The sequence below is a fragment of the Macrococcus epidermidis genome (assembly GCF_024205965.1).
Classification (GTDB): Bacteria; Bacillota; Bacilli; order Staphylococcales; family Staphylococcaceae; genus Macrococcoides; species Macrococcoides epidermidis.
The window spans coordinates 1,315,622-1,338,698 of record NZ_CP073819.1; the positions used below are offsets into that span (position 1 = coordinate 1,315,622).

Sequence of the window (23,077 nt, forward strand, 5' to 3'; positions counted from 1 at the left end):
GAGTGATATTTGATGCAATTCTATGCAATCGAAAAAATCAGAAATCCTTTAATATCAATGCTTACGACAGTCTATAAAACTGTACGAAATCCTAAAGTTTTTTGAACGTAAAAAACCAGGTCTTAAAGGCGCTCGTCGTTCACCACAGTTCTCAAAACGTTAATTGCCAAAGCTGTTGCGAATTTATTCGCTTACAGATTTGGTACGCAAATTGCGTCAGCAATTTGTGTTCAAGTAAATATACGTTTACAGCACTTCTCGAAAATACTCGAGAGGTGCTTTTTTTGTTTTTATCGATGGATTCAGTTAACTTTTAGTTACCCCTAGAGGAACTATTTTGTTTGAAAACTGCTTAAATTTCAATTATATGCAACTGTATGAAACCATATGAAATGATCTGGTTTTTCTCTGAGTGTTATACATACAAAGAGTAAAAATAGTATAATTGAGATAAATGAAAGGGGGATATTATGATTACAAGTAATGAAGATTTATTAAAAGTATTAGATGATTTATTTGAAAAGAACAGAAAACAAAATGAATTTTGGGATCATTTGTATGCAGATAAAACAAGGGATATTCCAATTTTTACAGATAAGCCAGATGAAACTTTAGTAGATTTATTAAACAATAAAAGTAATATATCCTCCGCTCTTGATATAGGTAGTGGAAACGGTAGAAATGCGATATATCTTGCTAAGAATGAGATTAAGACAAGTGTTCTAGATTTTTCACAAGAAGCACTAGATTGGGTCTGTCAAAATGCGAAAAATAACGAAGTGATAATCGATATTAATAAAGCAGATGTTACAATAGACTCTCTAGATAAAAAATTTGATATGATATATGATTCAGGTTGTTTTCATCATTTACCACCACATCGAAGAACTAGTTATAAAAATTTTATTTTGTCACATTTAAATAAAGATGGCATTTTTGGTCTCGTGACTTTCTATGCTGGTGGAAAAATGGGAGGATACGAAGGTAGCGATAAATCTTGTTATGAAAATTATACTATATATGGTGGATTAGGATATACAGAAGAAAAGATTAATAATATATTTTATGAATTTGAGGTTATAGATCAAAGAAGAATGAAGAAAGAATCAGACAAAACTTTCGGACATGAAGATTTATTATTCACAATTATGAAAAGGATAAACTAAGTATTAATGAACTTAATATATGGTACTGTTTATTTAATCATAAAGGAGGGTTTTATGCGTACAGAACAACAAATGTATAAAATAATTCTTGATATGGCACAACAAGATACACGTTTTTAAGCAGTATTACTTAATGGATCTAGAGCAAATCCAAATAGTATGAAGGACCAGTTTCAGGATTTTGATATTATATTTGTAACAAGACATATTAATGAAATTATCAAAGATAAAGATTGGCATAAGCAGTTTGGTGATATCTTAATTATGCAGGAACCGGACTTTGAACTTGATAGGAAACATTATAGTGTGTATGGTTATCTGATGCAATTTCGAGATATGACAAGAATTGATTTAAGATTGATGCATCCTGACAGCATCTTGAATTATATAAATGATGCTTATTCTATAGTTTTGTTAGATAAGACAGGGAATTATCAATCATTTAATTTTAATAAAGAAGAGATGTACTTAACAAAAGTAGCTTCACAGTACGAATTCAACAAGAATGTTAACGAAATATATTGGGTTAGCACCTATGTCATTAAAGGGATTGCTAGGAAAGACTTTATGTATGCAGAATATATGCTAGCCAATCCAGTAAAAAATGCGTTTATTGAATTGATAAAACAGTATATTTTATCGAAAAAAGATATTGAAGAATATAACTTTGAAAAAGTGAATCAACATATTTTAGAACATGAAGAGATAAAAGATAGTTTAATAAAATTCAGTTGTAATGACAGTCTAGAATCTATTGAAGAAAATACCAAACTTATCGTTGAACAAACAAACGAACTCGCAACTAAAATATCTTTGAAACAGGGTATAAAATATAACAAAGCAGAATATGACGCTGTAAAGTTTTATATGGTTAATATTTTGAAAACTAAGGATGATTCAAATGTCTAATATTATAGAAGATTATATTGTAACTGTCAGACAAGGTATAAATGATATATTACTGGATGAGCTTATAGGAATCTATATACATGGATCATATGCACAAGGTACTTTTAAATGGGAAAGATCTGATATAGATATGATAGTTTTGATTAGTAATAGTCTCTCTGTAAAACAAAAAGAAGATTTATTAAATTTGTTTATTACATTAAAAGATAAAGGGCCGAAGAAAGAGATAGAAATATCATTTTTAAATATACACAAGTTATTTGAAGAAAGTCACCCTTATTCTTATGAATTTCATTACTCACCCTACTGGTACAAGCATTTTGAAGAAAATAAATGGCAAGTAACGACCAATAAAGAAAAGACAGATCCAGATTTAGCAAGTCATATAATGAATCTTAAGTCGCGAGGGATAGTAGTCTATGGCCCAGATATTAAAGATGTATTTCCTGTTATTACTGAACAAGAGTTTATTGATAGTTTAATCTATGATGAATCAGATGCACCATTAAACAATGTTGATACGATTATGAATTTATGTAGAAGTTATTATTATCACGAAAAAGGTGAGTTGATTTCTAAGCTAGAAGGATTACGTTGGATGAAAAATAATAACTCTGACTTCAACAAGTTTCTTAATCTAGTAAATGAATTATACAATAATAATCAAATACTAATACCAGATAAATATTTTCAAGAAGCTAAAAGGTTTAAAAATTATATTGATTACTTAAAGCAGAAATAAATGATAGTTAAATTATACTTTTAATAACAATTAAGCTGAATACATTGAAAGGAAAATGCATGAGAGGATTTTTTGATAATAAAAACATTGAACGAAAAGCAATGCAATTATTAAATAATTTTAATACTAACGAGTTTGGTAATTTAGTTATAAGTGATAAACCGGATTTACAAGATATTAAAAATGAAATAGGTATAGAAGTCACGATTGTAGAGTTCCACGGATTAATAAAGAATTTTAATCTCATAGGCAAATCAATTATTGAATATCACAAGATGTTTAAATCGTATGCTTATAACATTATGGATTTTGATGATTTATTAAGCTTAGATAATGAATATTTTATTGAGTTCCTCGAACAGAATCCCGTCTACTTAAAGGATGGGCATCCTAAATTTATTTATTCTAGACAAGAATTGAGTACTTAAAAAGAAAGATAAAATTTATTTTACAGATTCTCATTTGTTAACATGCTTAGATTCAGAAGGATTTTTTAAATTTATACCTGTGGTAGCAGAATGGGTATCTGAATTACCTTCTCTAATGTTGGAGCAATATAAAGTAAAAGAGATAAAGGCAAAAGACTATAAAAACTTTCAAAATTTATATTTATTTATATATTGTTTTTCAGGAGACATAGAAGAGATTAAACGATTTGAGTTGATTTTAAAAGAATATTTTATACATAATAATCAAATTTTCAACGGAGTTTTTATTAATAATAATTGGAATAATACTGAGAAATTATATTACATTGAATTATAAATACCACCGGCCAGCAGTTTATTTAGTTATCCTCTAGTTACCCCTGAGTAATATTTTATGAAATTCTATGTAATCTAAAAAATCAGAAATCCTTTAATATCAAGGCTTACGACAGTCTATATAACTGTAAGAAATCCTAAAGTTTTTTGAACGTAAGAAGCTTGGGTATAAGGCGCTTGTCGTTCACCACAGTTCTCAATACGTTAATATCATTGTTATATTGACATATATAGCACCTCTCGAAATTATTAGAGAGGTGGCTTTTTATTATTATCTTGAATGATAACTTTATCTAATTACAATTACTCATTAAGTACACGTTCTAAGTACAATATTTTTTCGAAATCTTTATTATTATTATTATTATTTCTATAACTATCCTTAGAAGATGACTCATAAATTTTCAAATACTGCTCCAAACTTGGGACATAAAAATGAGCGCCATCTATATGCATATCTTGTAAATCAGATAGTGGTATACCAGAGAACTCAGGTAAGGTATCAATACAACCATATTCTATACTTATAATGCCATTAGTGAACTCATGTTCATGCCGATCTATTAGACGGTAATCTAACCTGTTCATGACTGAATAAATAGCATTAAAATTATATATTCTATCTTCATCAGGTGCATCCCAACCTCGTGGATCTCCTGGAACATGAATATCAATATCACTCGGTTGCCAGTCTGTATTACTAACTAATTCCAACCCCAAAGATCCCATCAAAGTAGGTTTTATATCTACCTTATTTAAATCTTTACAAACCTTAATAAATTCATTGAAAAGCTGATTATTCATATTTTCTCTCCTTTGTTGTTGATTATTTAGAAACATTAAATTTAGTAATTTCAATGAAACTCTCTACTAATTCTTGAGTACTTTCTTCAAATCCACCCTCCATCCATTTCATTAAAATATTAAAGAATCCTCCTGTATTAAAATATAAAGCAAAAATAAGATGTTCGTCGCTTATTTGATAGTTAAATTTATTCTTAACAGATATATGGAGTTGAGGCAATATTTCATTAAATTGATTAAGTAATAAAAAGGATAGTCCTTGAGAATGTAACAGTCTTAATAAATTAATTTCTTCATAACAAATTTTAAAAAAGGCGAGAGATAAAAATTCCATATTTAATGATTGTGTGTTTTTTAATACATCCATGTATTTATTTTTAATTTTTGAAATGCCCACATTCAAAATATCTTCTTTAGAGTCAAAATTTCTATAAAACGTCGTCCTATCAAGATCAGCATTTTTTGTAATTTCACCAATTGTAATGCTATCAAATGGTTTTTCTTTCATTAGCATTATTAAACTATTATATAGCCACTGTTGAGATCTAATTACTGATGGATTATTAGATTTTTTCATTTCTATTTTCTCCTATGCAACAAAAATTGAATTATGTGGAACTTAATTATGTAGTATTGAGTTTTTCTTATAATAAATTTACTATATATACAAAAGTTCTACAAATGTTGCAAATAGGAGGGGTTTTAATGAAAAATTTAGTATCAAAAGGTATCGTTAAGGCAGGAAGTTTTATGAATTTGAATAATAGAGTCAACTATTTTAAAGTATCTCCAGTTGGTATGGAAAATGTTATGTTACAAGAAAAGTATGTAAATAAAATAACGATGGACAGAAAACTAATACCATTAGTAAAGCTATATATTTCAGTATTAAATGGTTGTTCTTATTGTATTGAGTTGCACTATAAAGAAGCAGTAAAAAAGAAAGTTGAGAAAAAGTATATAGAAAACATAATTAACTTAGATATTGAAAATGAGATTTTTAATAATAAAGAGAAAACAATACTCTTATTCTCCAAAAAACTAACTCTAATCACGGAACATTCTATTTCAGATGAAGATTATTTGAATATGAGAAAATACTTATCAGAAAAAGAGTATATTGATTTTATATTACTAATTAATCAAGTCAATACATGGAACCGAATTTCGATAGGTTCAGGTAATATTGGAAACAAAATAGATGATAGATGAATCAAGTCTGTATTGGTTGTTTCCGATTTTATTCATGACACATGAAATAGAAGAGATTATATTTTTACCTAGATTCGTGGAACGGTTAAAATGGATTAATAGTAATAAAGTAATTGAAAAGATACCATCAATTAGTAGTTTTCAGTTTACTATTATCGTTATCGAACAATTGAGCTTCATTATACTCTTATCATTTTATTGTTATATGAATAATAATATCTCATTATACATTGCATTGATCATAGTTTATATAGTTCATATTTTGATTCATTATATACAGGCCATTGTAATCAAGAAGATTATACCAGGATTTTATATGAGGACATTAAGTTCGATTGTATTAGCGTATTTATAAATAACGATTGAGGTAGAAATAAAAGAATTAGTAGGTTATATACTTATAATTTTACTTATAGCAATCTTCAATCTATTAATTATGTATAAAATTATTTCTAATAAATTTAGATATTAAAACTACCGGCCAGCAGTTTATTTAGTTAGCCTTTAGTTACCTCTGAGTGATATTTGAAGCAATTCTATTCAATTGAAAAAACAGAATTCCTTTAATATTAAGGCTTACAACAGTCTATACAACTGTACGAAACTCAAAAGGTTTTTGAACGTAAAAAGTCAGGTTTAAAACGTCAGTCACTCACCACAGTTCTCAAAACCATAAGTGTCAAAACTCTTGCAAACTTGTTAGCATAGAGATTTGTTATGCAAATTACATCATCTTTACCTTGGGCAGCGCATTTTAATGCGCAAGATATACAAATGATGAAAGTTGAATATGCTGTGCAATATCAACATTATTTTGGCTTTACGAAAGCCATAGCAAATTGGTACAGATTCAAATATATTGCGTTTCGACTATAATCGAAACGCTAATTATTTTCCTCTTTGATTTCGATTATAATCGAAATAGGAGGTTGATATTTTTGATTAAATTATTAGAGTTCAATACCTCAATATTATTAGCCGTTTTGCAGATAAACCGATTGTAAAATTTTTAACAGGTTTACGACGTGCCGGTAAATCGACGCTTTTAGAAATGATTAGATATGAATTGCTTTCTCATGTAAAAGATGAACATATTTTATTCTTAAATTCGAATCAAAAGATGGATTATCTATTAATAATGCTCAAAAACTAGTTGATCTTGTTTCAGAGCGATTTAGCAATGATTACCACATTTATTTATTTTTTGATGAAATACAACTTGTAAGTGAATGAGAAAAAACAATTAATGTTTTCAGTGTTGATTTTTTATTGATAAATAATTTTATAAAATTTAAGTGCTTTTCGATGATAATCGAGAAGTGCTTTTTTGCTTACTATATAACTCTTTATTAGAAAAGGGACAATCGTTTAATTTGTTTAGTGTCAAATAATCATGATTATTATATAATTATATTTGAATATTCTGTATATTTAACAGGGTGGAGGGATATAATGTTTAAAAGTGAACTAGAGTTATTAAGTAAATATTTAATTGAGGAATATGTCGGATTTAATGATAAAAAAGATATAATAGCATCGATGGATTTTTCAAATATCAATGATTTCTTTCCAGATGTAACTGAACAACTTAATAAACTGCATGATCCTCATTTACGTATTATTGATAAACTGAATACAAAAAAAGTATCAATTTTATGTAAGAACCACAATAATCGGCTGTTTGTTGTAAAATCTATTGACCCAGACATATCGATTGGTAGTGAAATAATAAAAATAGGTGAGCACTCAATTCAAGTTATAATTGAGAATGAAGCAGATTTATTATTTGATCCAAATCCTGAAAGATACGAATGGCATAATGTTCTTCGTAAGTATAAAACTGTAACTATAAAAAATGGAGAAGTTAAAAATATCTTTATCGCGTCTAATGATGAATTATATGATGAAGAATATAGAATAGAAAATCATGATGATTACATATTTATCAGATTACCTGATTTTAAAAATGTTAATGCACTACATGAACTTATTAAACAAAATAGTAACTTACTTAAACGGAGTAAAAAATTTATTATCGATGTGCGTGATAATAGAGGTGGCAGTGACTTTGCATATTATCCATTGTTAGAATACATCTTTCCACCTGGATATATATTAAATATCGACTACGGATTAACGTTTAATTATACAAAAAAATATTGTGATTATATGATCAGTAAAGTGGATAAAGATTTGATGAAGATGGATGAGGGAGAGACGAAAGAAGCGTTTAAGGAATATCGCAAAAGAATGTCTGATAACTATGGTAAAGGTATGATCAAATTCAGCGATGATATTGAACCGATTGTATTGGACGGAATTGCTCAAGATATTAAAGTAATTGTAATCGCTAATGAAAGATGCGGGAGTTCAGGTGACAATTTTGTTGAGACCGTTAAACATAGCGAATTTGTGACGGTTATAGGAAGAGCTACTAAAGGCATGAATGATTATTCAAATTGTGGTTATCTCTATTTAAACGACCAATTTGACTTGCTTTGTCCTTATTCAAGATATAACGGTTTAGATCATGGTGTCTCTATGGCTTTAAAAGGAATTACACCAGATATCGAAATTCCATGGACGACTGAAGAATTATCACGCGATGTTCTACTTGAAAAGGCGATTCAGTTGGTTAATGAATGATTAGAATACTATTGTTTTATATTTAGTTCTAAATAAGTCGAGGGATTCCAATGAAAATATTTGGAGAAAAAATAGAAAATCTTAATTATAAAAACATTCCTAGTGTATATGCTGTTATTTTAAATGACGCTAAAGAGAAAGTTTTAACGGTCAGGAATGGAAAAGGACATTACTTTCTTCCAGGTGGAGGATTAGAGGAAAATGAAAGTCATGAAGAAGGTATTAAAAGAGAATTGGTAGAGGAAACCGGATACAACATTTCAATTGATACATATATAGGTAAAGCAAAAATGTATTTTAACAGTTCTAATAAAGAACCTTTATTAAATGATGGATATTTTTATAGTGTAAATTTACCAGATAAAATTTGTGAACCAGACGAAGATGACCATATGATGCATTGGATTCCTATAGATAGTGTTAAAGATTATCTATTTCATGAACATCATGCTTGGGCAGTACAACATTATTTTAAATAAATTGATTTGACAGTTTTAAAATATTTTTAGAATATTCAATCCTTTTTCGAAAGTTAATTAATATAGTAGAGGAAAATAATTAATGAAATATTATATAGCTAGTAGCTTTGCAAATAAAGAGATTGTCAATCAAACAATTAATTCATTAAACAACTTAGGTTTTATCAATACATATAACTGGACTCTAAATGAAAAAGCAGATAATAAGTTAAAATTAAAAACTATAGGAATTGAAGAATTAAATGCTGTAAAGGATGCAGATATTCTTATAGCGATTTTGCCAGGTGGTAAAGGTACTCATATAGAGATGGGTATTGCAATTGGTTGTAACAAACCAGTTTTAATTGCTTATTTCAATAAAGAATTAATAAGTGTGGATAACTCAGCAACTTTTTACCATCTCGACAAAGTTAAACACATATTAGTAACAAAAGAGAATATCGTTGATAAATTAGTGAAAACATTGAGAGAAAACTAAAACTCTAAAAAGGAGAATAAGCATATGATCAAATATCCAATACTAAATGAAAAATTCAAAATCGGCGTTACAGCACCATCTTCCGGTATTGATTCTACCTTGCACCATTTAATAGATTCAATAAGTAAGAAGTTAGAACCTGAAAACCATCTTATTATTGGTGATACCACATTTACACAACATAAAGCAAAATCTGCTGATGCTTTAATTAGAGCTAATGAACTAAACGATTTCATACAAAATGAAAATGTCGATATTATTATTCCTCCATGGGGTGGAGAGCTTGCCATTGAAGTTCTTGATAAAATTGACTATGAATCATTACAAAATAAATGGATATTAGGTTATTCAGACATCAGTGCAATACTTTTAGCTGTTACTTTAAAGACTGGTATTGCAACAGCACATGGTACAAATTTAGTTGATCTACGAGGTAAATTTTCTGATGATACGACTGCAAAATGGTTAGCTGTTTTGAAAACAAAACAAGGTGAGACGATTAAACAATATTCTTCTGAGATGTATCAAAGTAAGTGGGACCATGCAAACCCATCTGATTATGTATATAACTTCGATAAAAAGACTGAATGGAAAACAGTGAATAATCAAAATATCAATATAGAAGGTAGATTGTTAGGTGGTTGTATTGATGTTATTCGTCATTTAGTAGGAACACCATATGGAGATGTAAATCAATTTATTGAGGATTTTATAGATGGTAAGCCTGTTATTTGGTATCTTGAAAACTGTGAACTTTCACCTGCTGATTTTCGTCGAAGTTTGGTCCAAATGAAATATGCAGGTTGGTTCAATAACTGTGCTGGCATACTATTCGGCAGAACACCAGTTAGTTTTGATTCGGATGGTTATACAATTGTAGACGTCTATCAAGATCTTTTTAATGAGTTAGAAATTCCTATAATTTACGATATCGATTGTGGTCATCAACCTCCGCAAATCACATTCATTAATGGCGCTTATGGAATTGTTGAATTTGAAGACGGTAAGGGTATCGTTACTCAGAAATTTATATAATCAATAAAGGAGATTTTATAATAATTTGATTTACTATGATGATATCAAACAATTAGAGAAATTTATTTTAACTACTATTTTAGGTGCTATAGAACAACTAAACAAAGGAATTACTCGGATAGAGGATGCTGAAAAGATTATTTTTAATCCAGGTATTGCATCTGATCTTCAAAAGCAAAATGTTGATGAATTCATTATATCTTTAATTTTGCAAGGTTGTGAGATAGAAGATCTATACGATGAAATCCATAAAGAAAACCTCATAAATAATATACGAATACAATCTGAAAACCTTCTGAAAGACTATTTGACAGTTGAATTTGATAGACCAGTTTTAAGAGATTTTCAAAAAAGATCGTATATCTATATGAACGAAACTGATTTTTGGAATCATATAGTTAACATAAACATACGTGAGCATTCATTTGAAGGCTTCAATCAATATATAAGTGCATTAAGTTATGTTGAGCTTATAAATTTTAATAACAGATTAGCCCTTTATCTTGAAGAGCTAAACGAAATTGAAAAAATAAGCTTAGACATTGATGATGCGTTTGAATTCAAGTCTTTATGTTATAGAATGGAAATAATTTTAGGCGGTTATCAAAAATACTTAAAAACAATATCATTGGGTGAGTTCTCTAGCATTAACTATGATAATAAATATATGAAATATATCAATATTATTGAGGCATTAATTATGAAAAAGCAAAATGAAGTCTTTAAACATAGTGTTAAAGATTTATACTAATTAAAAATGGAATTAGGAGAGTTACTATGAATAACACAACAATTTATTTCATTAGACACGCTGAATCTCCTTTTATATTTGGTGCTGAAAGAGAACGACCATTATCAGAAAAAGGTTATAAAGATTCCATAGAAGTTGCAGCAAAATTGACGGAAGTTCATTTCGATAAACTTTTTTCGAGTTCTTATACTAGAGCAATACAAACCATTGAACCTCTTGCTAATCAAAGTGAGATTATTATTTATGATGAGTTAAGTGAAAAGAGATTAATAGGACCGTATAAGTTAGAGAAAGCAAAAATAGATGAAGCGATTAAGAATTCATTTATTGATATAAACTTTAAGTTAGACGGTGGAGAAAGTACCAAAGACGCACAAGAAAGGTCGATACCAATTATAAAAGAAATTTTATACGATGATGCGTTACAAACAGTAGCTATAGGTACTCATGGTAATATATTAACTGCAATATTGAATTATTTTAATTCTTCTATTGGTTTTAATTTTTGGAAGAACTCAACGAAACCAGATATTTATAAAGTAGAATTTAATGGAGAAAAGTTGATATCAATTGATAGAATATCATTAAAATAAAACGTTTTTTCAAGGAGATTTAAATATGTATGATTTTGATAAACTTAAAACCGGTGATGTTATAGTTGAAAAACTACCCTTTGACTTATATTCATGTGTAGTTATTGTAAAAAGTATAGGAAACTCGAAACTATTTTATTCTGCAAATTATATAGACTCATGTAAACCAAGTATCTCTGATCCGAGATTAAAAGAAATTTACATTACAAAAGATCATTTTAAAGAACTTAGTATAAATTGGGCTGATGATTATCATGGTAACAGTTTAGACTTTGAATATATAGGTAATATAAAAATTGATTCTGAAATTCCTAAATGTAATAGTCTTTTTTTGCTGAATGCTAGAGATCCATTTTGGGATTGGATGGAGGAAAATATGCCAGAAAAAATTGAAGAAGAAAAAGATAAGTTTTATGGAATAGATGATGAAATCGAAATAAACAATAAAATGCAGATGGATGATACAAAATTTTGGAAAATGATTGACCACCTTTTCCCTGACGAGCTTGATGAACAATATGCAATCAAAAAGTTAACTAAATATCCTAGAGAAGAAATAATAGCATTTCATAATACTTTAGGAAAGCATCTTGAAGTACTGGAAAAACTACCTTTAAAGAATAATAAATATAATTCTGATGATGCTTTTCTATATACGAGATGTTTTATTATTGCTCAAGGTCTAGAATATTATAATGAAACATTAGAAGATCGATTTATTGAAGAAGACCTTGTCGAAGATAGTTTTGAAGAGTTACTAGAAATTACAGAAGAAGCGCTTGAACGTGCTAATTATTCTTATGATTATCAAGAATTATTGGAATTGAAATAAGCAATTAAATTGATTCATTATTATTTACAAACCAACAAAAATGCAACGCAAAATTTTGCGTTGCATTTTTGTTGGTTTGTAAATAGAGGTGGTCTAGTTGATTGAAAATAAAACAACTGCATTTAAAGAAAAAGTATCAAATCAGTTCTTAAAGACTGTGAGTGCCTATGCGAATTACGGAAATGGACAAATAATATTTGGTGTATCAGATAATGGTGAATATATTGGGTTTGAAAACATTCAGAAAACAATATTAGATATAGAAAACAAAATTAACGATAGTATAAATCCTAGTCCTGACTTTACTTTTTCAATTAACAGAAACAATACGATTTGTTTAGAAGTTACAGAGGGCGTTCATAAACCATATTTATATAAAGGTAAGGCATATCGAAGAAATGATACTGCTACAATTGAAGTTGACCAGCTAGAATTAAAGCGTTTAGTATTGGAAGGTTCAAATTTATCTTTCGAAGCACTTGAAGTTAAATCAACTGATCTTACTTTCAATACACTTTCAAAATTATTGATGGAAAAAATTCATGTTAATGTTGTATCCGATGATTTATTTAAAACTTTAGGAATTATTGATATGAATGGTAAATATAATAATGTAGCGTCCATTGTAGCTGACCGTAATAAGTTTTCCTGCATTGATATTGCGCGTTTTGGTCATTCTATAAATGAAATACTTGATAGAAACCGTCTATACGATATTTCAATCCTTTCAGCATATCAAACTGCTATTGACTCATTTGAACGTTATTATGAATACGAGAAGATAGAAGGGATGCATAGAAATTCAATCGAGATTATCCCGAAAGATGCATTTAGAGAAGCTTTAGCCAATGCAATTATTCACCGTCATTGGGACATTAACAGCCATATTAATATTGCTATGTTTCCAGATAAAATTGAAATTACATCTCCAGGGGGATTGCCTAGTGGGATTAGCGAGTTCGATTATCTTGAAAACAATGTTTCAATATTAAGAAATCCTATTCTTGCTAATATATTTTTCAGATTAGGATATATTGAGATGTTTGGTACAGGTATTAAACGTATTAAATCTGCTTATAGCCAATATAAAGTGAAGCCACAATTCTTTGTTTCAGAAACAAGTATTAAGATTATCCTTCCTGTAACAAATGTTTTACCAAAAGTAACAAAAGATGAAAGTATCATTATGGAGACACTGAGTTCTGGATATGTGCTTTCAAGCAGCGAAATAGTAGAACGCACCCCTTTCAATAAATCAAAGGTGATCCGCTTAGTTAACCATCTTTGTGAAAATGGATATGTTTATAAAGTCGGCACAGGTCGTGGAACAAAGTATAGAATTTAATTCAATAGAGAGTAGAGTATATAACAATTCCTGATTAATAGTTATTACAGATTATGTCGGAGGTTTAAATATGAACATTTATACATTTGATAATGCCAGAAAAGAATTTTTCAATATCATTAAATCTGTTAATCAAGATAGTAAAGAAATATATATCGCTCCAAATGAAATTGGAGAAAAAGGAGCTGTTTTAATCGGTGAAGCTGATTGGAATACCATTCAGGAAACTTTATTTTTATTGGAAAAGAGAATAACAAATCAAATTAAACACCGTAAAAATGAAGAAATTCTTGATTTTGAAAGTACATGGGATAATCTTTAGATTGTATGGCAGAATTGAAATCTTATGAATTAGATTTTATATATTTTTACTAAGTATTATCTTATCCAACGCTCTTATACCATTTTCAATTATGACTTCTTTATATACATTGATAAAGAAGTCTTTTTCTATTTCATGAAGTCTAAATCCACACTTTTGATATAATACGAGTTGGTTCAGACTTGAATTGGCGGTTGCAATGATTAAATTGTTATATCCTGAATGCTTCGCTATTTTTTCTGCTTCTTTTAGCATCAACTTTCCATATCCTTTTCCTTGATAAGCTTCACTAACTGCAATATTCATTATTTCCATCGTTGATTCACTTACTTCTTTAAGGACAATAACACCAATGAGATCATTTTCTTCTAATATATAGATTGAACTTTCACTAATATATTGATTAATCATAACTATCGAAGGGTCTGCTAATAATAGCAATTCTTTTATTTCATCGTTGATTTCTTTAGCTTGTTTTAACATCGAATCACCTTTTTGTAAGAATTTTCTGTATAATGTCATTATATATTTTTTTCTTATGATAAACACAGAAAGGTGCATATTAATGAAACCAATCTATACTTTTGAACAAGCTACTGATCTAAATAAGTATCATGCTGATATTACATATTTCCATACACAAATCAATGATTTCCAACAATATCTTGAAGATAATTTTCAGTTAAAGGATATACCAAATGGAGTATTCTGGACATCACGTTTTGTGATGGAGGAGGTACTTGAAAAACCAGTACCTGCTTTTACGAGAGATGAAGCGATCTATATGTGTGCTGATCAAGATTATTGGGAACAATATTTCAAAGCGTTACTTCCAGAAGCTTTAAAAGATAAATATACTTCCTTTTATGAAATGCATACTAAAGATGAGATGCTTGCAATATTAGGACATGAACTCGCGCATCATATTGATCTATTTCTTGCTGAATTTGATGAAGAGCATCCAGCGTGTGAAGATATGTGGTTTGAAGAAGGAATGGCGACATACCTTCCAAGAAAGTTCATTTTTGATGAACAGTTATTTGATGATATCTATCATCTTGAAAAGTCACTTTACGAATATTATTTAAATGAATTCGGTGACTTACCTTTAGAACACTTTACATATGATATTTACTCGTATTCGAAGGAATATATTATGTTTCATTACTGGATGAGTTTTGTTAAAGTTACTCAGTTTATAAATCTTGTAGATGGAGATGTTTCACGTTTATTTAAACTTTATCATGATTGGGATACGGAAGGGAGAAAGGTATCTTTATCGCATTATTTTGAAACACATATATAGGAGGGTGCTATGCATATTGATGATTTAAATGAACGCTTTCCCGGCTTTCATTTTGTGAAGTTAGTAAGCTTCAACAAAGGCTGGTCGGATGACCAAAAATATATTGTTACAACTCGAGATGATAAGTATCTATTACGTATTTCTTCTATTGAAGAAATAGAGAATATTAAATTGCAAATTTATTTAGTTGAACAGTGTATGGACCTTGGGCTTCCTGTGCAACAATTAGTATCACACGGCGAGTTTAAAGATCAATACTATTTATTATACAAATGGATTGAAGGTCATGAAGCTAAAGAAATATTGCCGACATTAACTTTAGAAGAACAATATGAACTTGGTCTTGAAGCCGGTAGAATATTGAAAGCCATTCATGCTATACCTGGAGCAAATCAGTTTGGATGGCGTGACTTTTTCCTAAAGAAAATCGAACGTAAGCAATCGATGTATCTAAACTGTGAATATAAATACGATAATGATCAGTGTTTATTTAATGTAATAGAAAAGTATGAAAATCGTATCATCGATAAACCTGTTGTATACCACCACGGCGATTATCATGTTGGGAATATGGTCATTGATAAAAAAAGTAAACTGTGGATTATTGATTTTGACAGATGTAGTATCGGTGCACCATTTGAAGAATTCAATCGTATCAGCTGGTGTGTAAATACGAGTGAGGCATTTAGTAGAGGGCGCGTTGATGGATATTTTGATGTTAAAGTACCGATTGATTTTTGGGAAGTATTATCTGTTTATATCGCGACGAATATCTTATCTTCATTACCATGGGCAGTCCCATTTGGTGACAAAGAAATACAAGTCATGAAAGAAGAGTTTGAAGTACAACGTAAGTATTATGAAGATTTTAATATTGTAATTCCTAAATGGTATAAATAATATTTCTTATTTTGAGTTTTATCGTTTTGAGTGGGCGAATTATTATATATTTCGCCCACTTTTTTCTTTTCAATCAAAATTATTAATAAACAATAGTCCAAAATATATGTCATTAAAAAAATAAAAATTTTGATGTAACCATTGACATTACATCAAAACAGATGTTATTATCTTTTTGTAAGATGTAATCATAAAGGTTACATCAAAAAATAAAATGCAGGAGGAAATTTATTATGACTAAAAAAGAGAAGGCATTAGCACTTATTGAGACATTTGCAACGGGAGAAACTGAAATAGTAAAAGAACTTCTTGCTGAAGGGTATATTCAACATAATCTTGCTTATGCAACAGGTAGAGATGCATTTGTTAGTGCAGTTAAACACCTTAGTAATGCGCCGATTAAAACAACTGTAAACAACATTCGTGCATTTGAGGATGGCGATAAAGTTTTCTTACAAACTGTGTATAATTTTGCTGGAGCAGGTGAACAGGTTGCATTCGATATCTTTAGATTTGATTCAGATGATAAGATTGCAGAACACTGGGATAACTTAGATGCAATAGCAAAACCTAATCCATCAGGTCATACTCAGATTGACGGTACACTTGATAAGAAAAATGTTGATAAAGAAGAAACGAGAAATATTGTCAAAACTTTTGTATTAGATGTCCTGCATGGGGAAAATCCAGAAAAATTAACATCTTACTTTAATGGAGATCATTATATCCAGCACAATACTGCAATTGCTGATGGACTTTCAGGTCTTGGTACAGCACTTGAAGCAATGGCTGAACAAGGTATACAGATGATATATAATAAAACTCATTTTGTTCTTGCTGACGGAGATTTTGCTCTTGCAGTAAGTGAAGGAACTTTTGGAGGAGTAGCAACTTCATATTATGATTTGTTCCGAGTTGAAAACGGGAAAATAACTGAGCACTGGGATGTTATGGAATCTATAGCAGATGAAGCAACGTGGAAAAATCAGAATGGTAAATTTTAATGTAACTCTTGATGTAACAAAACGATGAATGTAGAATGATGACAGGAGGAATGTAACATGCAAATTTCAAGTAGATTCACAGTTGCCTTACATATTTTCACTTGTGTAGATACCTTTGAAGATAATCATAAAATTACGAGCGATTTTCTTGCGGATAGTATCAATACAAATCCTGTCGTCATTCGAAAAATTCTTACACAACTTAAAAATGCAGGCTTAATAACAGTAACAAGAGGCACAGGTGGTATAACACCGACAAGACCATTAAATGAAATTTCTTTCTTCGATGTGTTTGAAGCAATAGAAGCTGTGGAAAATGGAGATCTTTTCAGTTTCCATTCAAATCCTAGTCCTCAGTGTCCCGTTGGAATGAACATTCATACTTTACTAGATGATAAACTTAAAGCTATCCAAAATGCTATGGAGAATGAAATGAAGCAATATACATTAGACGACTTAAGTAGTGGAATAAAAGTATTATTAGCAAATGAATAACAAGTATGGCTTCTGAATAAATAGAGTTATGTTATAGAAGTCATTATCGATAAATTGGTATCAAGTTCTACATTTACAATCCTGAAAGTAGGTGTAATGATGAATGATTATAATTTACAAGATCAAAGACTGAATTATCTTTTAAAAATATTTGCAGCAGAATCTGACCATTATCAGAATATAATAATTCCAGATAATAAAAATGAAAAAGAACGCATTTTACGTTCTTTAATGAATATACGTTTGCCTAAAAAAATATCTGATGAAGTGATAAAAATACAAGATGAATATTTATCAAGTTATGCCAATGAAAAAGGAATTGTAAAATTAAAGGATATTCCAATACACAAAAATATATTTTCTATTTGGCAAGGGGATATTACAAGACTAGAAGTAGATGCAATCGTTAATGCAGCTAATGCACAGATGCTAGGATGTTTTGTGCCGATGCACACATGTATAGATAATCAAATTCACACGTTTGCTGGCGTTCAACTAAGAGAAGAATGCAACAATAAGATGGAAGAATTAAAAGAGAAATACGGACACCATTATGAACAACCAACTGCGTTACCAATGATGACTGATGCGTATAACCTTCCTGCAAAAAGAATAGTTCATGTTGTAGGACCGATCGTTTCGGATAAACTTACAAGATCTTTAGAAAAAGATTTGGCAGATTGCTATTTTAACATCCTGGATATTTGTCTGGAAAATAATTTAAAAAGCGTCGCCTTTTGTTGTATATCTACTGGCGTATTTCGATTCCCTAATAAAAGGGCGGCACAAATTGCAATTGATACGGTTAATAAATGGTTAGCGCAGCACCCAGGTGCTATGGAAAGAATAATTTTTAATGTATTTAAAGATGAGGATAAGGCATACTATGAAGAATTATTATAATCAAAAAGATGGCTATAGAGAAACGATTCAGCAAGGGTTGAATGGTATCAAATACTTTAATAAAGGTATATCTAATGGAGCAGGATCAAAAGAAGAGCAATTAACAAGATTAAAAAATGAAATAAAAGATGCTGACGCAGTACTAATTGGCGCAGGTGCAGGATTATCGATATCTGCCGGCCTAACCTATCATGGAGAACGTTTTGAAAAGTATTTCTTTGACTTTATAGAAAAATATAGGATAAATGATTTGTATTCTGGAGGATTTTATCCTTTCCCTGACAATGAAACAAAATGGGCTTGGTGGGCAAGGCATATTTATTTTAATAGATATATCAATCCACCTAAACCAGTATATGAAAATCTATTTTCTCTTTTGAAAAACACAAATTACTTTATCATCACAACAAATGTTGATCATCAGTTTCAAAGAGCTGGATTTAATAAGCAGAACTTATTTTATACTCAAGGTGATTATGGTTTATTTCAAAGCGTAAATCCTGAAATTAAAAAAACATATGATAACGAGCTATGGGTTATGCGTGCGATGGAAACTCAAGGTTTTATAAAAGATGAAAATGGAATATATACTGTTCCTGATAATAATGAAATTGCGATGCAAATCCCGACAATGTTGATACCTAAATGTCCTGATGATCATTCTGATATGACGACAAATCTTAGAGTAGATGATACTTTCGTAGAAGATGAGGGGTGGCATAAAGCATCCTGCGCCTATTATGACTTTCTTCAAGCTAATAAAGATAAACGTATTTTATTTTTAGAATTAGGAATAGGCGCAAACACGCCTGTTATTATAAAATATCCTTTTTGGGAAATGACACTGAAAAATGAAAATGCCATGTATGCATGTATCAATTACGGTGAAGCATTTTGTCCAATTGAAATAGAGAATCAAAGTGTGTGTATAGATGCTGATATCGGTGGAATTCTAGAAAGAATTATGTAATAGTAAAACATTAAAATATAATGTATTGTTTGAGAAGTAAAGACGATGAGTCAATACTTCTCTTTTTGTCGTTTTAAATTTTAAGATCTAAAAAAACGTAATGAAAAAACATTAATATATCATTTGTTATTAAAATTTTTAATTGTTAATATTTCTGTTATAATTGAAATATATTTAGTTTGAGTGGGCGAATTATCGCACATTTCGACCACTCATTTCTCAATTTACAATAATAAATATAATAATATTGCGAATTACAATATTGGAGGGATACGCTTGAGTGAAATATGGGAACTTCTAGATATGAATAGACAAAAAACTGGTATCCTCCATGAAAGAGGCGTTACAGTACCTGATGGATTGTACCATTTAGTAGTAGAAATCTGGGTACAGAAACCAAATGGTGATTTGCTACTTACACAACGTCATCCTGATAAACCACTTGGTTTGAAATGGGAATGTAGTCGAGGATCTGCTGTTGCAGGAGAAGATGGTGTCCTTGCTGCACATCGTGAGTTACTTGAAGAAGCAGGTATTTATGCATCTTTAGAAGACATTCAATTTAAAGGCTACACGATGCATTCGCATTATATTACTGAAACTTATCTTTACGAAGCACCAACGAATGACATTACTTTTAATCTTCAGGCTGAAGAAGTTGTTGATGCAAAGTGGGTAGCACCGAATGAAATTGAACAAAATTTAGATGAATTAATACCAGATTTATGGGATAGATATTGTAAGTATATTAAAGTGGGGTAGTGAATATGCGTAATTTGAAGTTTGAATTTGATCTTTTCTTTATATCAGAAGCTTTCTTAATTGAACATCAGCATAATTTAATAAACACTTTAGTTGTACCGAAAGATGAGTTTAAGAAAAACAGTAGCTTATCAAATGTTGTTAACCATTCAACGTATCAAACATGGCATCTGACATATGAATTTGTTATTGTAGCCGAACCAGGATGGTATGAAAGCATAGAAAATACATTTAAAGATGCATTGAAACAAGAAATGATCGATAATGGCACTCAGCTGATCCATGTTGATAGATTAATCACTTCAGCATATTGGGATACGCTCTCTCAAAAAGAACAAATAAGCTTTATCCAACAGTTCGATGATGAACCTAGCAAAAACAGATATAACGCAGTTCAGTTCAATATCTCATCTTACTGCATTGCATAATAAATTTCCGGAAAACCATGGCGCAAATTGTTTGTCGGCAACACTGTATGCATTAACTAAAAATCCATTTATATTAGAACAGTGGGTGCATCAGGAAACCTTTATGCTCTTCCTTAATCGTCTTGGATACAAAGAAGTGGAAACTTCATTTAATAGAGGAGATATTATCTCTTTCTATCATGATAATATACTAACACATGCATGTTATGCGATTGATGACGCATATGTCTTTAACAAGCAAGGACAGTCATTCTGGGAACCGTGGACGATAGAACGATTTGAGACGATTCAAAGTAACAGAGATGAAGTTAATTATAAAATTTATAAAAAAATTAAGGTAGGATAGTCTAATGAATGTCTATTCTACCTTTTGTAATGAAAACGACATTGTAAAATACAAATGGAATCATCTTCTATCTTATATACGAGCCGATGTTCATGAGTGATCCTTCTGCTATAGCAACCTGTATAGTTTCCTAATAATTTTTCTGGCTTACCTATACCTTCATTTGCACCATCAATCATAATACTCTTTATTAGTTTATTTATTTTCTTTAATACAGTTTTATCGTTAGTTTGCCAGTACGTATAATCTTCAAAACCACTTGAATAAAATAGTATCTTTTTCTTAGGCATCTAAATCAATCTCAACTTGAAGTAAGTTATTTTTATCAATTGATTCATCAATCGCTTTTTGTAATCTTTCGGCATTCGCTGGTGTACTATGTAAATAAAGTGTTTCAATCATACTATTATAATCTTGTTCAGATAATATCACGGCATTATGCGTATTTGTTGTGATTGTGTAAGGTTCACAGTCTTCATTAACAATATCTATTATTTTTCTAAAATTTGATCTTGCATTAGAATACGTTGTGACTTTCATTTTATCGCCTCCTTGTACAATATTATTGTACCACTTACGAGTTATTATGTATATAATCATTACATTTTACTCTTAAATATGCTGATTTTAAAAACCCATCACTCAAACATTTGAGCGATGGGTTTGTCTTTTAGAATATATTTTTATATCGATATGTGAGTAAACAAATCAATAAGTAAGCAAGCGATGCTATAACAAATGCGAATGTTAAGGTAGCGTGTTCTGCTAGTAACGACATCACAAATGTTGATAAACAAAATCCTAAGCTATATATACTCTGATTCAGTGTGTAAGTATCAAGCAGTGTTTCATGATTTAAATGCTTTTGTATTTCTGTGTGTAGTGAAATAGATAATAATTGCTCTATAATGCCATAAAGCCATGATAGCAGAACTGCTAATATTAACCACCTGTTAATCCCGAAGACAAACGTAATGAGTGAAAGCAGCATATATCCACTATAATAGAAGTGCACCATTTTAAATCTTTCAATCAAATGAATCATCTTTGATCCGACAAGTAAACCTACGAAAAATGCCGCGTTGATAATACCAAACCAGTATGATGGGGCATTTAAATATTCTTTTACAAAGGCAATCATTATTGCAGCAATCCAGACAGCATGGCCAAATGACGCGATGAAAGTATTCCAATTTAAATATTGACTGTAACTGGTACGATTGCTTTTAATAACCGCTTTGAAACTTTTGGAACCTATATGCTCACTCTCTACAGTATTAATATTAAAATTTATCTTCATCATAAATATCACAGATATGATAGACAAGATGATACAAAACATAATCAATCCATCACTATGTAGGACTGCTAACAATAAACTGCCTAATGTCCAGGCTGAAATTTGTATCATATTATTCATACTGCTAGTTTTTCCGTTTGCTCTAAGTATATTATCCTTTAACTCAAAGTAGGGGATTAATGTGTTGCTTAATGGATTTGTAAATCCATCTAAGAACGCATTCATAAATGCTAATCCTAATATATAAATATAGTGCAATTCAACATACATTGTACCGATCAATAAGATCAGCAAGCCACATTTCATCGTTTGATTAAACACTAAAATATATTGCTTTTGAAATCTTGAATATACAATTGGTGCGATAAACCCACTTATAAAATAAGCAGATGTGATGAATATCGGAACTAATGCACTTAATTGAATAGAGTGCGTTAATTCATATAGATAAGCAATCAGTGCAATAATATAAATATTATCGCTCGTATTGGCGAATAACTGACTAAAGTATAAGTATTTAAAGTTATTTGTAAATCCTTTCATGATTTCCTCCTAATTTAAGAAGATCATAGACTTACAAATACA

At 29.9% G+C, this 23,077-nt stretch carries 31 protein-coding genes and 1 pseudogene; 26 read left to right on the top strand and 6 right to left on the bottom strand.

Features of this window, described 5'->3' with window-relative positions:
- Positions 1-88: 88 nt before the first annotated feature.
- From rpsI to KFV12_RS06900, 5 genes and pseudogenes are all read left to right on the top strand, one after another.
- The gene (rpsI, locus tag KFV12_RS13375) at positions 89-163 is read left to right on the top strand and encodes a 30S ribosomal protein S9 (protein ID WP_367304778.1); all 75 of its coding nucleotides are present in this window, start codon (positions 89-91) and stop codon (positions 161-163) included.
- Between the two features lie 307 nt (positions 164-470).
- The gene (locus KFV12_RS06885) at positions 471-1,166 is read left to right on the top strand and encodes a class I SAM-dependent methyltransferase (protein ID WP_254256407.1); all 696 of its coding nucleotides are present in this window, start codon (positions 471-473) and stop codon (positions 1,164-1,166) included.
- Positions 1,167-1,298: 132 nt separating this feature from the next.
- Positions 1,299-2,075 (top strand): annotated as a pseudogene (locus tag KFV12_RS06890) (aminoglycoside 6-adenylyltransferase); the annotation flags it as partial.
- The gene (locus KFV12_RS06895; protein WP_254256409.1) at positions 2,068-2,817 is read left to right on the top strand and encodes a nucleotidyltransferase domain-containing protein; all 750 of its coding nucleotides are present in this window, start codon (positions 2,068-2,070) and stop codon (positions 2,815-2,817) included. The pseudogene KFV12_RS06890 and the gene KFV12_RS06895, both read left to right, overlap by 8 nt.
- Positions 2,818-2,876: 59 nt before the next feature.
- Positions 2,877-3,245, top strand: coding sequence for a hypothetical protein (locus tag KFV12_RS06900; protein WP_254256410.1), 369 nt, complete (start codon positions 2,877-2,879; stop codon positions 3,243-3,245).
- 639 nt (positions 3,246-3,884) lie between these two features.
- Here the strand turns inward: KFV12_RS06900 and KFV12_RS06905 are convergent.
- A complete protein-coding gene (locus tag KFV12_RS06905; protein WP_254256411.1) occupies positions 3,885-4,385 on the bottom strand; it encodes a phosphoribosylanthranilate isomerase in 501 nt (166 codons plus the stop codon).
- A 22-nt stretch (positions 4,386-4,407) separates the two neighbouring features.
- A complete protein-coding gene (locus KFV12_RS06910) occupies positions 4,408-4,962 on the bottom strand; it encodes a TetR/AcrR family transcriptional regulator (protein WP_254256412.1) in 555 nt (184 codons plus the stop codon).
- 128 nt (positions 4,963-5,090) lie between these two features.
- Here KFV12_RS06910 and KFV12_RS06915 point away from each other — a divergent pair, with 128 nt between their 5' ends.
- The 12 genes from KFV12_RS06915 to KFV12_RS06965 all read left to right on the top strand — a co-directional run bounded on the left by KFV12_RS06915 (position 5,091) and on the right by KFV12_RS06965 (position 14,078).
- Positions 5,091-5,597 (top strand): carboxymuconolactone decarboxylase family protein, encoded by a 507-nt coding sequence (locus tag KFV12_RS06915; RefSeq protein WP_254256413.1) that lies wholly within the window; start codon positions 5,091-5,093, stop codon positions 5,595-5,597.
- Positions 5,587-5,952: an HXXEE domain-containing protein gene (locus KFV12_RS13380; RefSeq protein WP_367304743.1), complete on the top strand. Its 366-nt coding sequence runs from the start codon at positions 5,587-5,589 to the stop codon at positions 5,950-5,952. The genes KFV12_RS06915 and KFV12_RS13380 overlap by 11 nt, the downstream gene beginning before the upstream one ends.
- A gap of 362 nt (positions 5,953-6,314) precedes the next feature.
- Positions 6,315-6,473 carry a hypothetical protein gene (locus KFV12_RS06920; protein ID WP_254256414.1) on the top strand — a complete coding sequence of 53 codons (159 nt, stop codon included), beginning with the start codon at positions 6,315-6,317 and terminating at the stop codon, positions 6,471-6,473.
- Between the two features lie 576 nt (positions 6,474-7,049).
- Positions 7,050-8,243, top strand: coding sequence for a S41 family peptidase (locus tag KFV12_RS06925; RefSeq protein ID WP_254256415.1), 1,194 nt, complete (start codon positions 7,050-7,052; stop codon positions 8,241-8,243).
- 50 nt (positions 8,244-8,293) lie between these two features.
- The gene (locus KFV12_RS06930; RefSeq protein WP_254256416.1) at positions 8,294-8,722 is read left to right on the top strand and encodes an NUDIX hydrolase; all 429 of its coding nucleotides are present in this window, start codon (positions 8,294-8,296) and stop codon (positions 8,720-8,722) included.
- 82 nt (positions 8,723-8,804) lie between these two features.
- Complete coding sequence (locus tag KFV12_RS06935) at positions 8,805-9,200, top strand: nucleoside 2-deoxyribosyltransferase (protein WP_254256417.1); 396 nt, start codon at positions 8,805-8,807, stop codon at positions 9,198-9,200.
- 24 nt (positions 9,201-9,224) lie between these two features.
- Complete coding sequence (locus tag KFV12_RS06940; protein ID WP_254256418.1) at positions 9,225-10,235, top strand: S66 family peptidase; 1,011 nt, start codon at positions 9,225-9,227, stop codon at positions 10,233-10,235.
- 25 nt (positions 10,236-10,260) lie between these two features.
- Entirely contained in the window at positions 10,261-10,986 is a 726-nt protein-coding gene (locus KFV12_RS06945; RefSeq protein WP_254256419.1) for a DUF3969 family protein, read from the top strand.
- A 26-nt stretch (positions 10,987-11,012) separates the two neighbouring features.
- Positions 11,013-11,579, top strand: coding sequence for a histidine phosphatase family protein (locus KFV12_RS06950; protein WP_254256420.1), 567 nt, complete (start codon positions 11,013-11,015; stop codon positions 11,577-11,579).
- A 25-nt stretch (positions 11,580-11,604) separates the two neighbouring features.
- Positions 11,605-12,411: a DUF4240 domain-containing protein gene (locus KFV12_RS06955; RefSeq protein ID WP_254256421.1), complete on the top strand. Its 807-nt coding sequence runs from the start codon at positions 11,605-11,607 to the stop codon at positions 12,409-12,411.
- A 97-nt stretch (positions 12,412-12,508) separates the two neighbouring features.
- On the top strand, positions 12,509-13,756 hold the full coding sequence (locus KFV12_RS06960) for an ATP-binding protein (protein ID WP_254256422.1): 1,248 nt from the start codon (positions 12,509-12,511) through the stop codon (positions 13,754-13,756).
- 70 nt (positions 13,757-13,826) lie between these two features.
- Positions 13,827-14,078, top strand: coding sequence for a type II toxin-antitoxin system Phd/YefM family antitoxin (locus KFV12_RS06965; protein WP_254256423.1), 252 nt, complete (start codon positions 13,827-13,829; stop codon positions 14,076-14,078).
- 36 nt (positions 14,079-14,114) lie between these two features.
- Here the strand turns inward: KFV12_RS06965 and KFV12_RS06970 are convergent, their stop codons facing one another.
- Positions 14,115-14,561 (bottom strand): GNAT family N-acetyltransferase, encoded by a 447-nt coding sequence (locus KFV12_RS06970; RefSeq protein ID WP_254256424.1) that lies wholly within the window; start codon positions 14,559-14,561, stop codon positions 14,115-14,117.
- Between the two features lie 82 nt (positions 14,562-14,643).
- Between KFV12_RS06970 and KFV12_RS06975 the strand changes: the two genes are divergently transcribed.
- From KFV12_RS06975 to KFV12_RS07015, 9 genes are all read left to right on the top strand, one after another.
- Entirely contained in the window at positions 14,644-15,384 is a 741-nt protein-coding gene (locus KFV12_RS06975) for a M48 family metallopeptidase (protein ID WP_254256425.1), read from the top strand.
- 9 nt (positions 15,385-15,393) lie between these two features.
- Positions 15,394-16,284: a phosphotransferase family protein gene (locus KFV12_RS06980; protein ID WP_254256426.1), complete on the top strand. Its 891-nt coding sequence runs from the start codon at positions 15,394-15,396 to the stop codon at positions 16,282-16,284.
- A 233-nt stretch (positions 16,285-16,517) separates the two neighbouring features.
- A complete protein-coding gene (locus KFV12_RS06985) occupies positions 16,518-17,288 on the top strand; it encodes a nuclear transport factor 2 family protein (protein WP_254256427.1) in 771 nt (256 codons plus the stop codon).
- Positions 17,289-17,345: 57 nt separating this feature from the next.
- On the top strand, positions 17,346-17,783 hold the full coding sequence (locus KFV12_RS06990; RefSeq protein ID WP_254256428.1) for an Rrf2 family transcriptional regulator: 438 nt from the start codon (positions 17,346-17,348) through the stop codon (positions 17,781-17,783).
- Positions 17,784-17,882: 99 nt separating this feature from the next.
- Complete coding sequence (locus KFV12_RS06995) at positions 17,883-18,686, top strand: protein-ADP-ribose hydrolase (protein WP_254256429.1); 804 nt, start codon at positions 17,883-17,885, stop codon at positions 18,684-18,686.
- On the top strand, positions 18,670-19,656 hold the full coding sequence (locus tag KFV12_RS07000) for an SIR2 family NAD-dependent protein deacylase (protein ID WP_254256430.1): 987 nt from the start codon (positions 18,670-18,672) through the stop codon (positions 19,654-19,656). Before KFV12_RS06995 ends, KFV12_RS07000 begins: the two co-directional genes overlap by 17 nt.
- A 276-nt stretch (positions 19,657-19,932) precedes the next feature.
- A complete protein-coding gene (locus KFV12_RS07005; protein WP_254256431.1) occupies positions 19,933-20,418 on the top strand; it encodes an NUDIX hydrolase in 486 nt (161 codons plus the stop codon).
- A 5-nt stretch (positions 20,419-20,423) separates the two neighbouring features.
- The gene (locus KFV12_RS07010) at positions 20,424-20,846 is read left to right on the top strand and encodes a hypothetical protein (protein ID WP_254256432.1); all 423 of its coding nucleotides are present in this window, start codon (positions 20,424-20,426) and stop codon (positions 20,844-20,846) included.
- 31 nt (positions 20,847-20,877) lie between these two features.
- Positions 20,878-21,192, top strand: a complete 315-nt coding sequence (locus tag KFV12_RS07015; RefSeq protein WP_254256433.1) for a hypothetical protein — start codon at positions 20,878-20,880, stop codon at positions 21,190-21,192.
- 17 nt (positions 21,193-21,209) lie between these two features.
- On the opposite strand, the gene KFV12_RS07020 is transcribed toward KFV12_RS07015, so the two are convergent.
- The 3 genes from KFV12_RS07020 to KFV12_RS07030 form a co-directional block, all read right to left on the bottom strand.
- Positions 21,210-21,482, bottom strand: coding sequence for a Txe/YoeB family addiction module toxin (locus KFV12_RS07020; protein ID WP_086042495.1), 273 nt, complete (start codon positions 21,480-21,482; stop codon positions 21,210-21,212).
- Entirely contained in the window at positions 21,475-21,732 is a 258-nt protein-coding gene (locus KFV12_RS07025; RefSeq protein WP_254256434.1) for a type II toxin-antitoxin system Phd/YefM family antitoxin, read from the bottom strand. Before KFV12_RS07025 ends, KFV12_RS07020 begins: the two co-directional genes overlap by 8 nt.
- 130 nt (positions 21,733-21,862) lie before the next feature.
- Positions 21,863-23,035, bottom strand: a complete 1,173-nt coding sequence (locus KFV12_RS07030; protein WP_254256435.1) for an MFS transporter — start codon at positions 23,033-23,035, stop codon at positions 21,863-21,865.
- Positions 23,036-23,077 lie beyond the last annotated feature (42 nt).

Bases quoted from the DNA above. Each gene is read 5' to 3' on its own strand.
- KFV12_RS06965 (WP_254256423.1), top strand. From the start codon at position 13,827: ATGAACATTTATACATTTGATAATGCCAGAAAAGAATTTTTCAATATC.
- KFV12_RS06940 (WP_254256418.1), top strand. From the start codon at position 9,225: ATGATCAAATATCCAATACTAAATGAAAAATTCAAAATCGGCGTTACA.
- KFV12_RS06910 (WP_254256412.1), bottom strand. From the start codon at position 4,962: ATGAAAAAATCTAATAATCCATCAGTAATTAGATCTCAACAGTGGCTA.
- KFV12_RS06900 (WP_254256410.1), top strand. From the start codon at position 2,877: ATGAGAGGATTTTTTGATAATAAAAACATTGAACGAAAAGCAATGCAA.
- KFV12_RS06915 (WP_254256413.1), top strand. From the start codon at position 5,091: ATGAAAAATTTAGTATCAAAAGGTATCGTTAAGGCAGGAAGTTTTATG.
- KFV12_RS06935 (WP_254256417.1), top strand. From the start codon at position 8,805: ATGAAATATTATATAGCTAGTAGCTTTGCAAATAAAGAGATTGTCAAT.
- KFV12_RS07025 (WP_254256434.1), bottom strand. From the start codon at position 21,732: ATGAAAGTCACAACGTATTCTAATGCAAGATCAAATTTTAGAAAAATA.
- KFV12_RS06920 (WP_254256414.1), top strand. From the start codon at position 6,315: ATGCAAATTACATCATCTTTACCTTGGGCAGCGCATTTTAATGCGCAA.
- KFV12_RS06985 (WP_254256427.1), top strand. From the start codon at position 16,518: ATGACTAAAAAAGAGAAGGCATTAGCACTTATTGAGACATTTGCAACG.
- KFV12_RS06975 (WP_254256425.1), top strand. From the start codon at position 14,644: ATGAAACCAATCTATACTTTTGAACAAGCTACTGATCTAAATAAGTAT.
- KFV12_RS06950 (WP_254256420.1), top strand. From the start codon at position 11,013: ATGAATAACACAACAATTTATTTCATTAGACACGCTGAATCTCCTTTT.
- KFV12_RS06955 (WP_254256421.1), top strand. From the start codon at position 11,605: ATGTATGATTTTGATAAACTTAAAACCGGTGATGTTATAGTTGAAAAA.
- KFV12_RS06980 (WP_254256426.1), top strand. From the start codon at position 15,394: ATGCATATTGATGATTTAAATGAACGCTTTCCCGGCTTTCATTTTGTG.
- KFV12_RS07010 (WP_254256432.1), top strand. From the start codon at position 20,424: ATGCGTAATTTGAAGTTTGAATTTGATCTTTTCTTTATATCAGAAGCT.
- KFV12_RS06905 (WP_254256411.1), bottom strand. From the start codon at position 4,385: ATGAATAATCAGCTTTTCAATGAATTTATTAAGGTTTGTAAAGATTTA.
- KFV12_RS07000 (WP_254256430.1), top strand. From the start codon at position 18,670: ATGAAGAATTATTATAATCAAAAAGATGGCTATAGAGAAACGATTCAG.
- KFV12_RS07030 (WP_254256435.1), bottom strand. From the start codon at position 23,035: ATGAAAGGATTTACAAATAACTTTAAATACTTATACTTTAGTCAGTTA.
- KFV12_RS07020 (WP_086042495.1), bottom strand. From the start codon at position 21,482: ATGCCTAAGAAAAAGATACTATTTTATTCAAGTGGTTTTGAAGATTAT.
- KFV12_RS06930 (WP_254256416.1), top strand. From the start codon at position 8,294: ATGAAAATATTTGGAGAAAAAATAGAAAATCTTAATTATAAAAACATT.
- KFV12_RS06885 (WP_254256407.1), top strand. From the start codon at position 471: ATGATTACAAGTAATGAAGATTTATTAAAAGTATTAGATGATTTATTT.
- KFV12_RS06895 (WP_254256409.1), top strand. From the start codon at position 2,068: ATGTCTAATATTATAGAAGATTATATTGTAACTGTCAGACAAGGTATA.
- KFV12_RS06990 (WP_254256428.1), top strand. From the start codon at position 17,346: ATGCAAATTTCAAGTAGATTCACAGTTGCCTTACATATTTTCACTTGT.
- KFV12_RS06925 (WP_254256415.1), top strand. From the start codon at position 7,050: ATGTTTAAAAGTGAACTAGAGTTATTAAGTAAATATTTAATTGAGGAA.
- KFV12_RS06970 (WP_254256424.1), bottom strand. From the start codon at position 14,561: ATGTTAAAACAAGCTAAAGAAATCAACGATGAAATAAAAGAATTGCTA.
- KFV12_RS06995 (WP_254256429.1), top strand. From the start codon at position 17,883: ATGAATGATTATAATTTACAAGATCAAAGACTGAATTATCTTTTAAAA.
- KFV12_RS13380 (WP_367304743.1), top strand. From the start codon at position 5,587: ATGATAGATGAATCAAGTCTGTATTGGTTGTTTCCGATTTTATTCATG.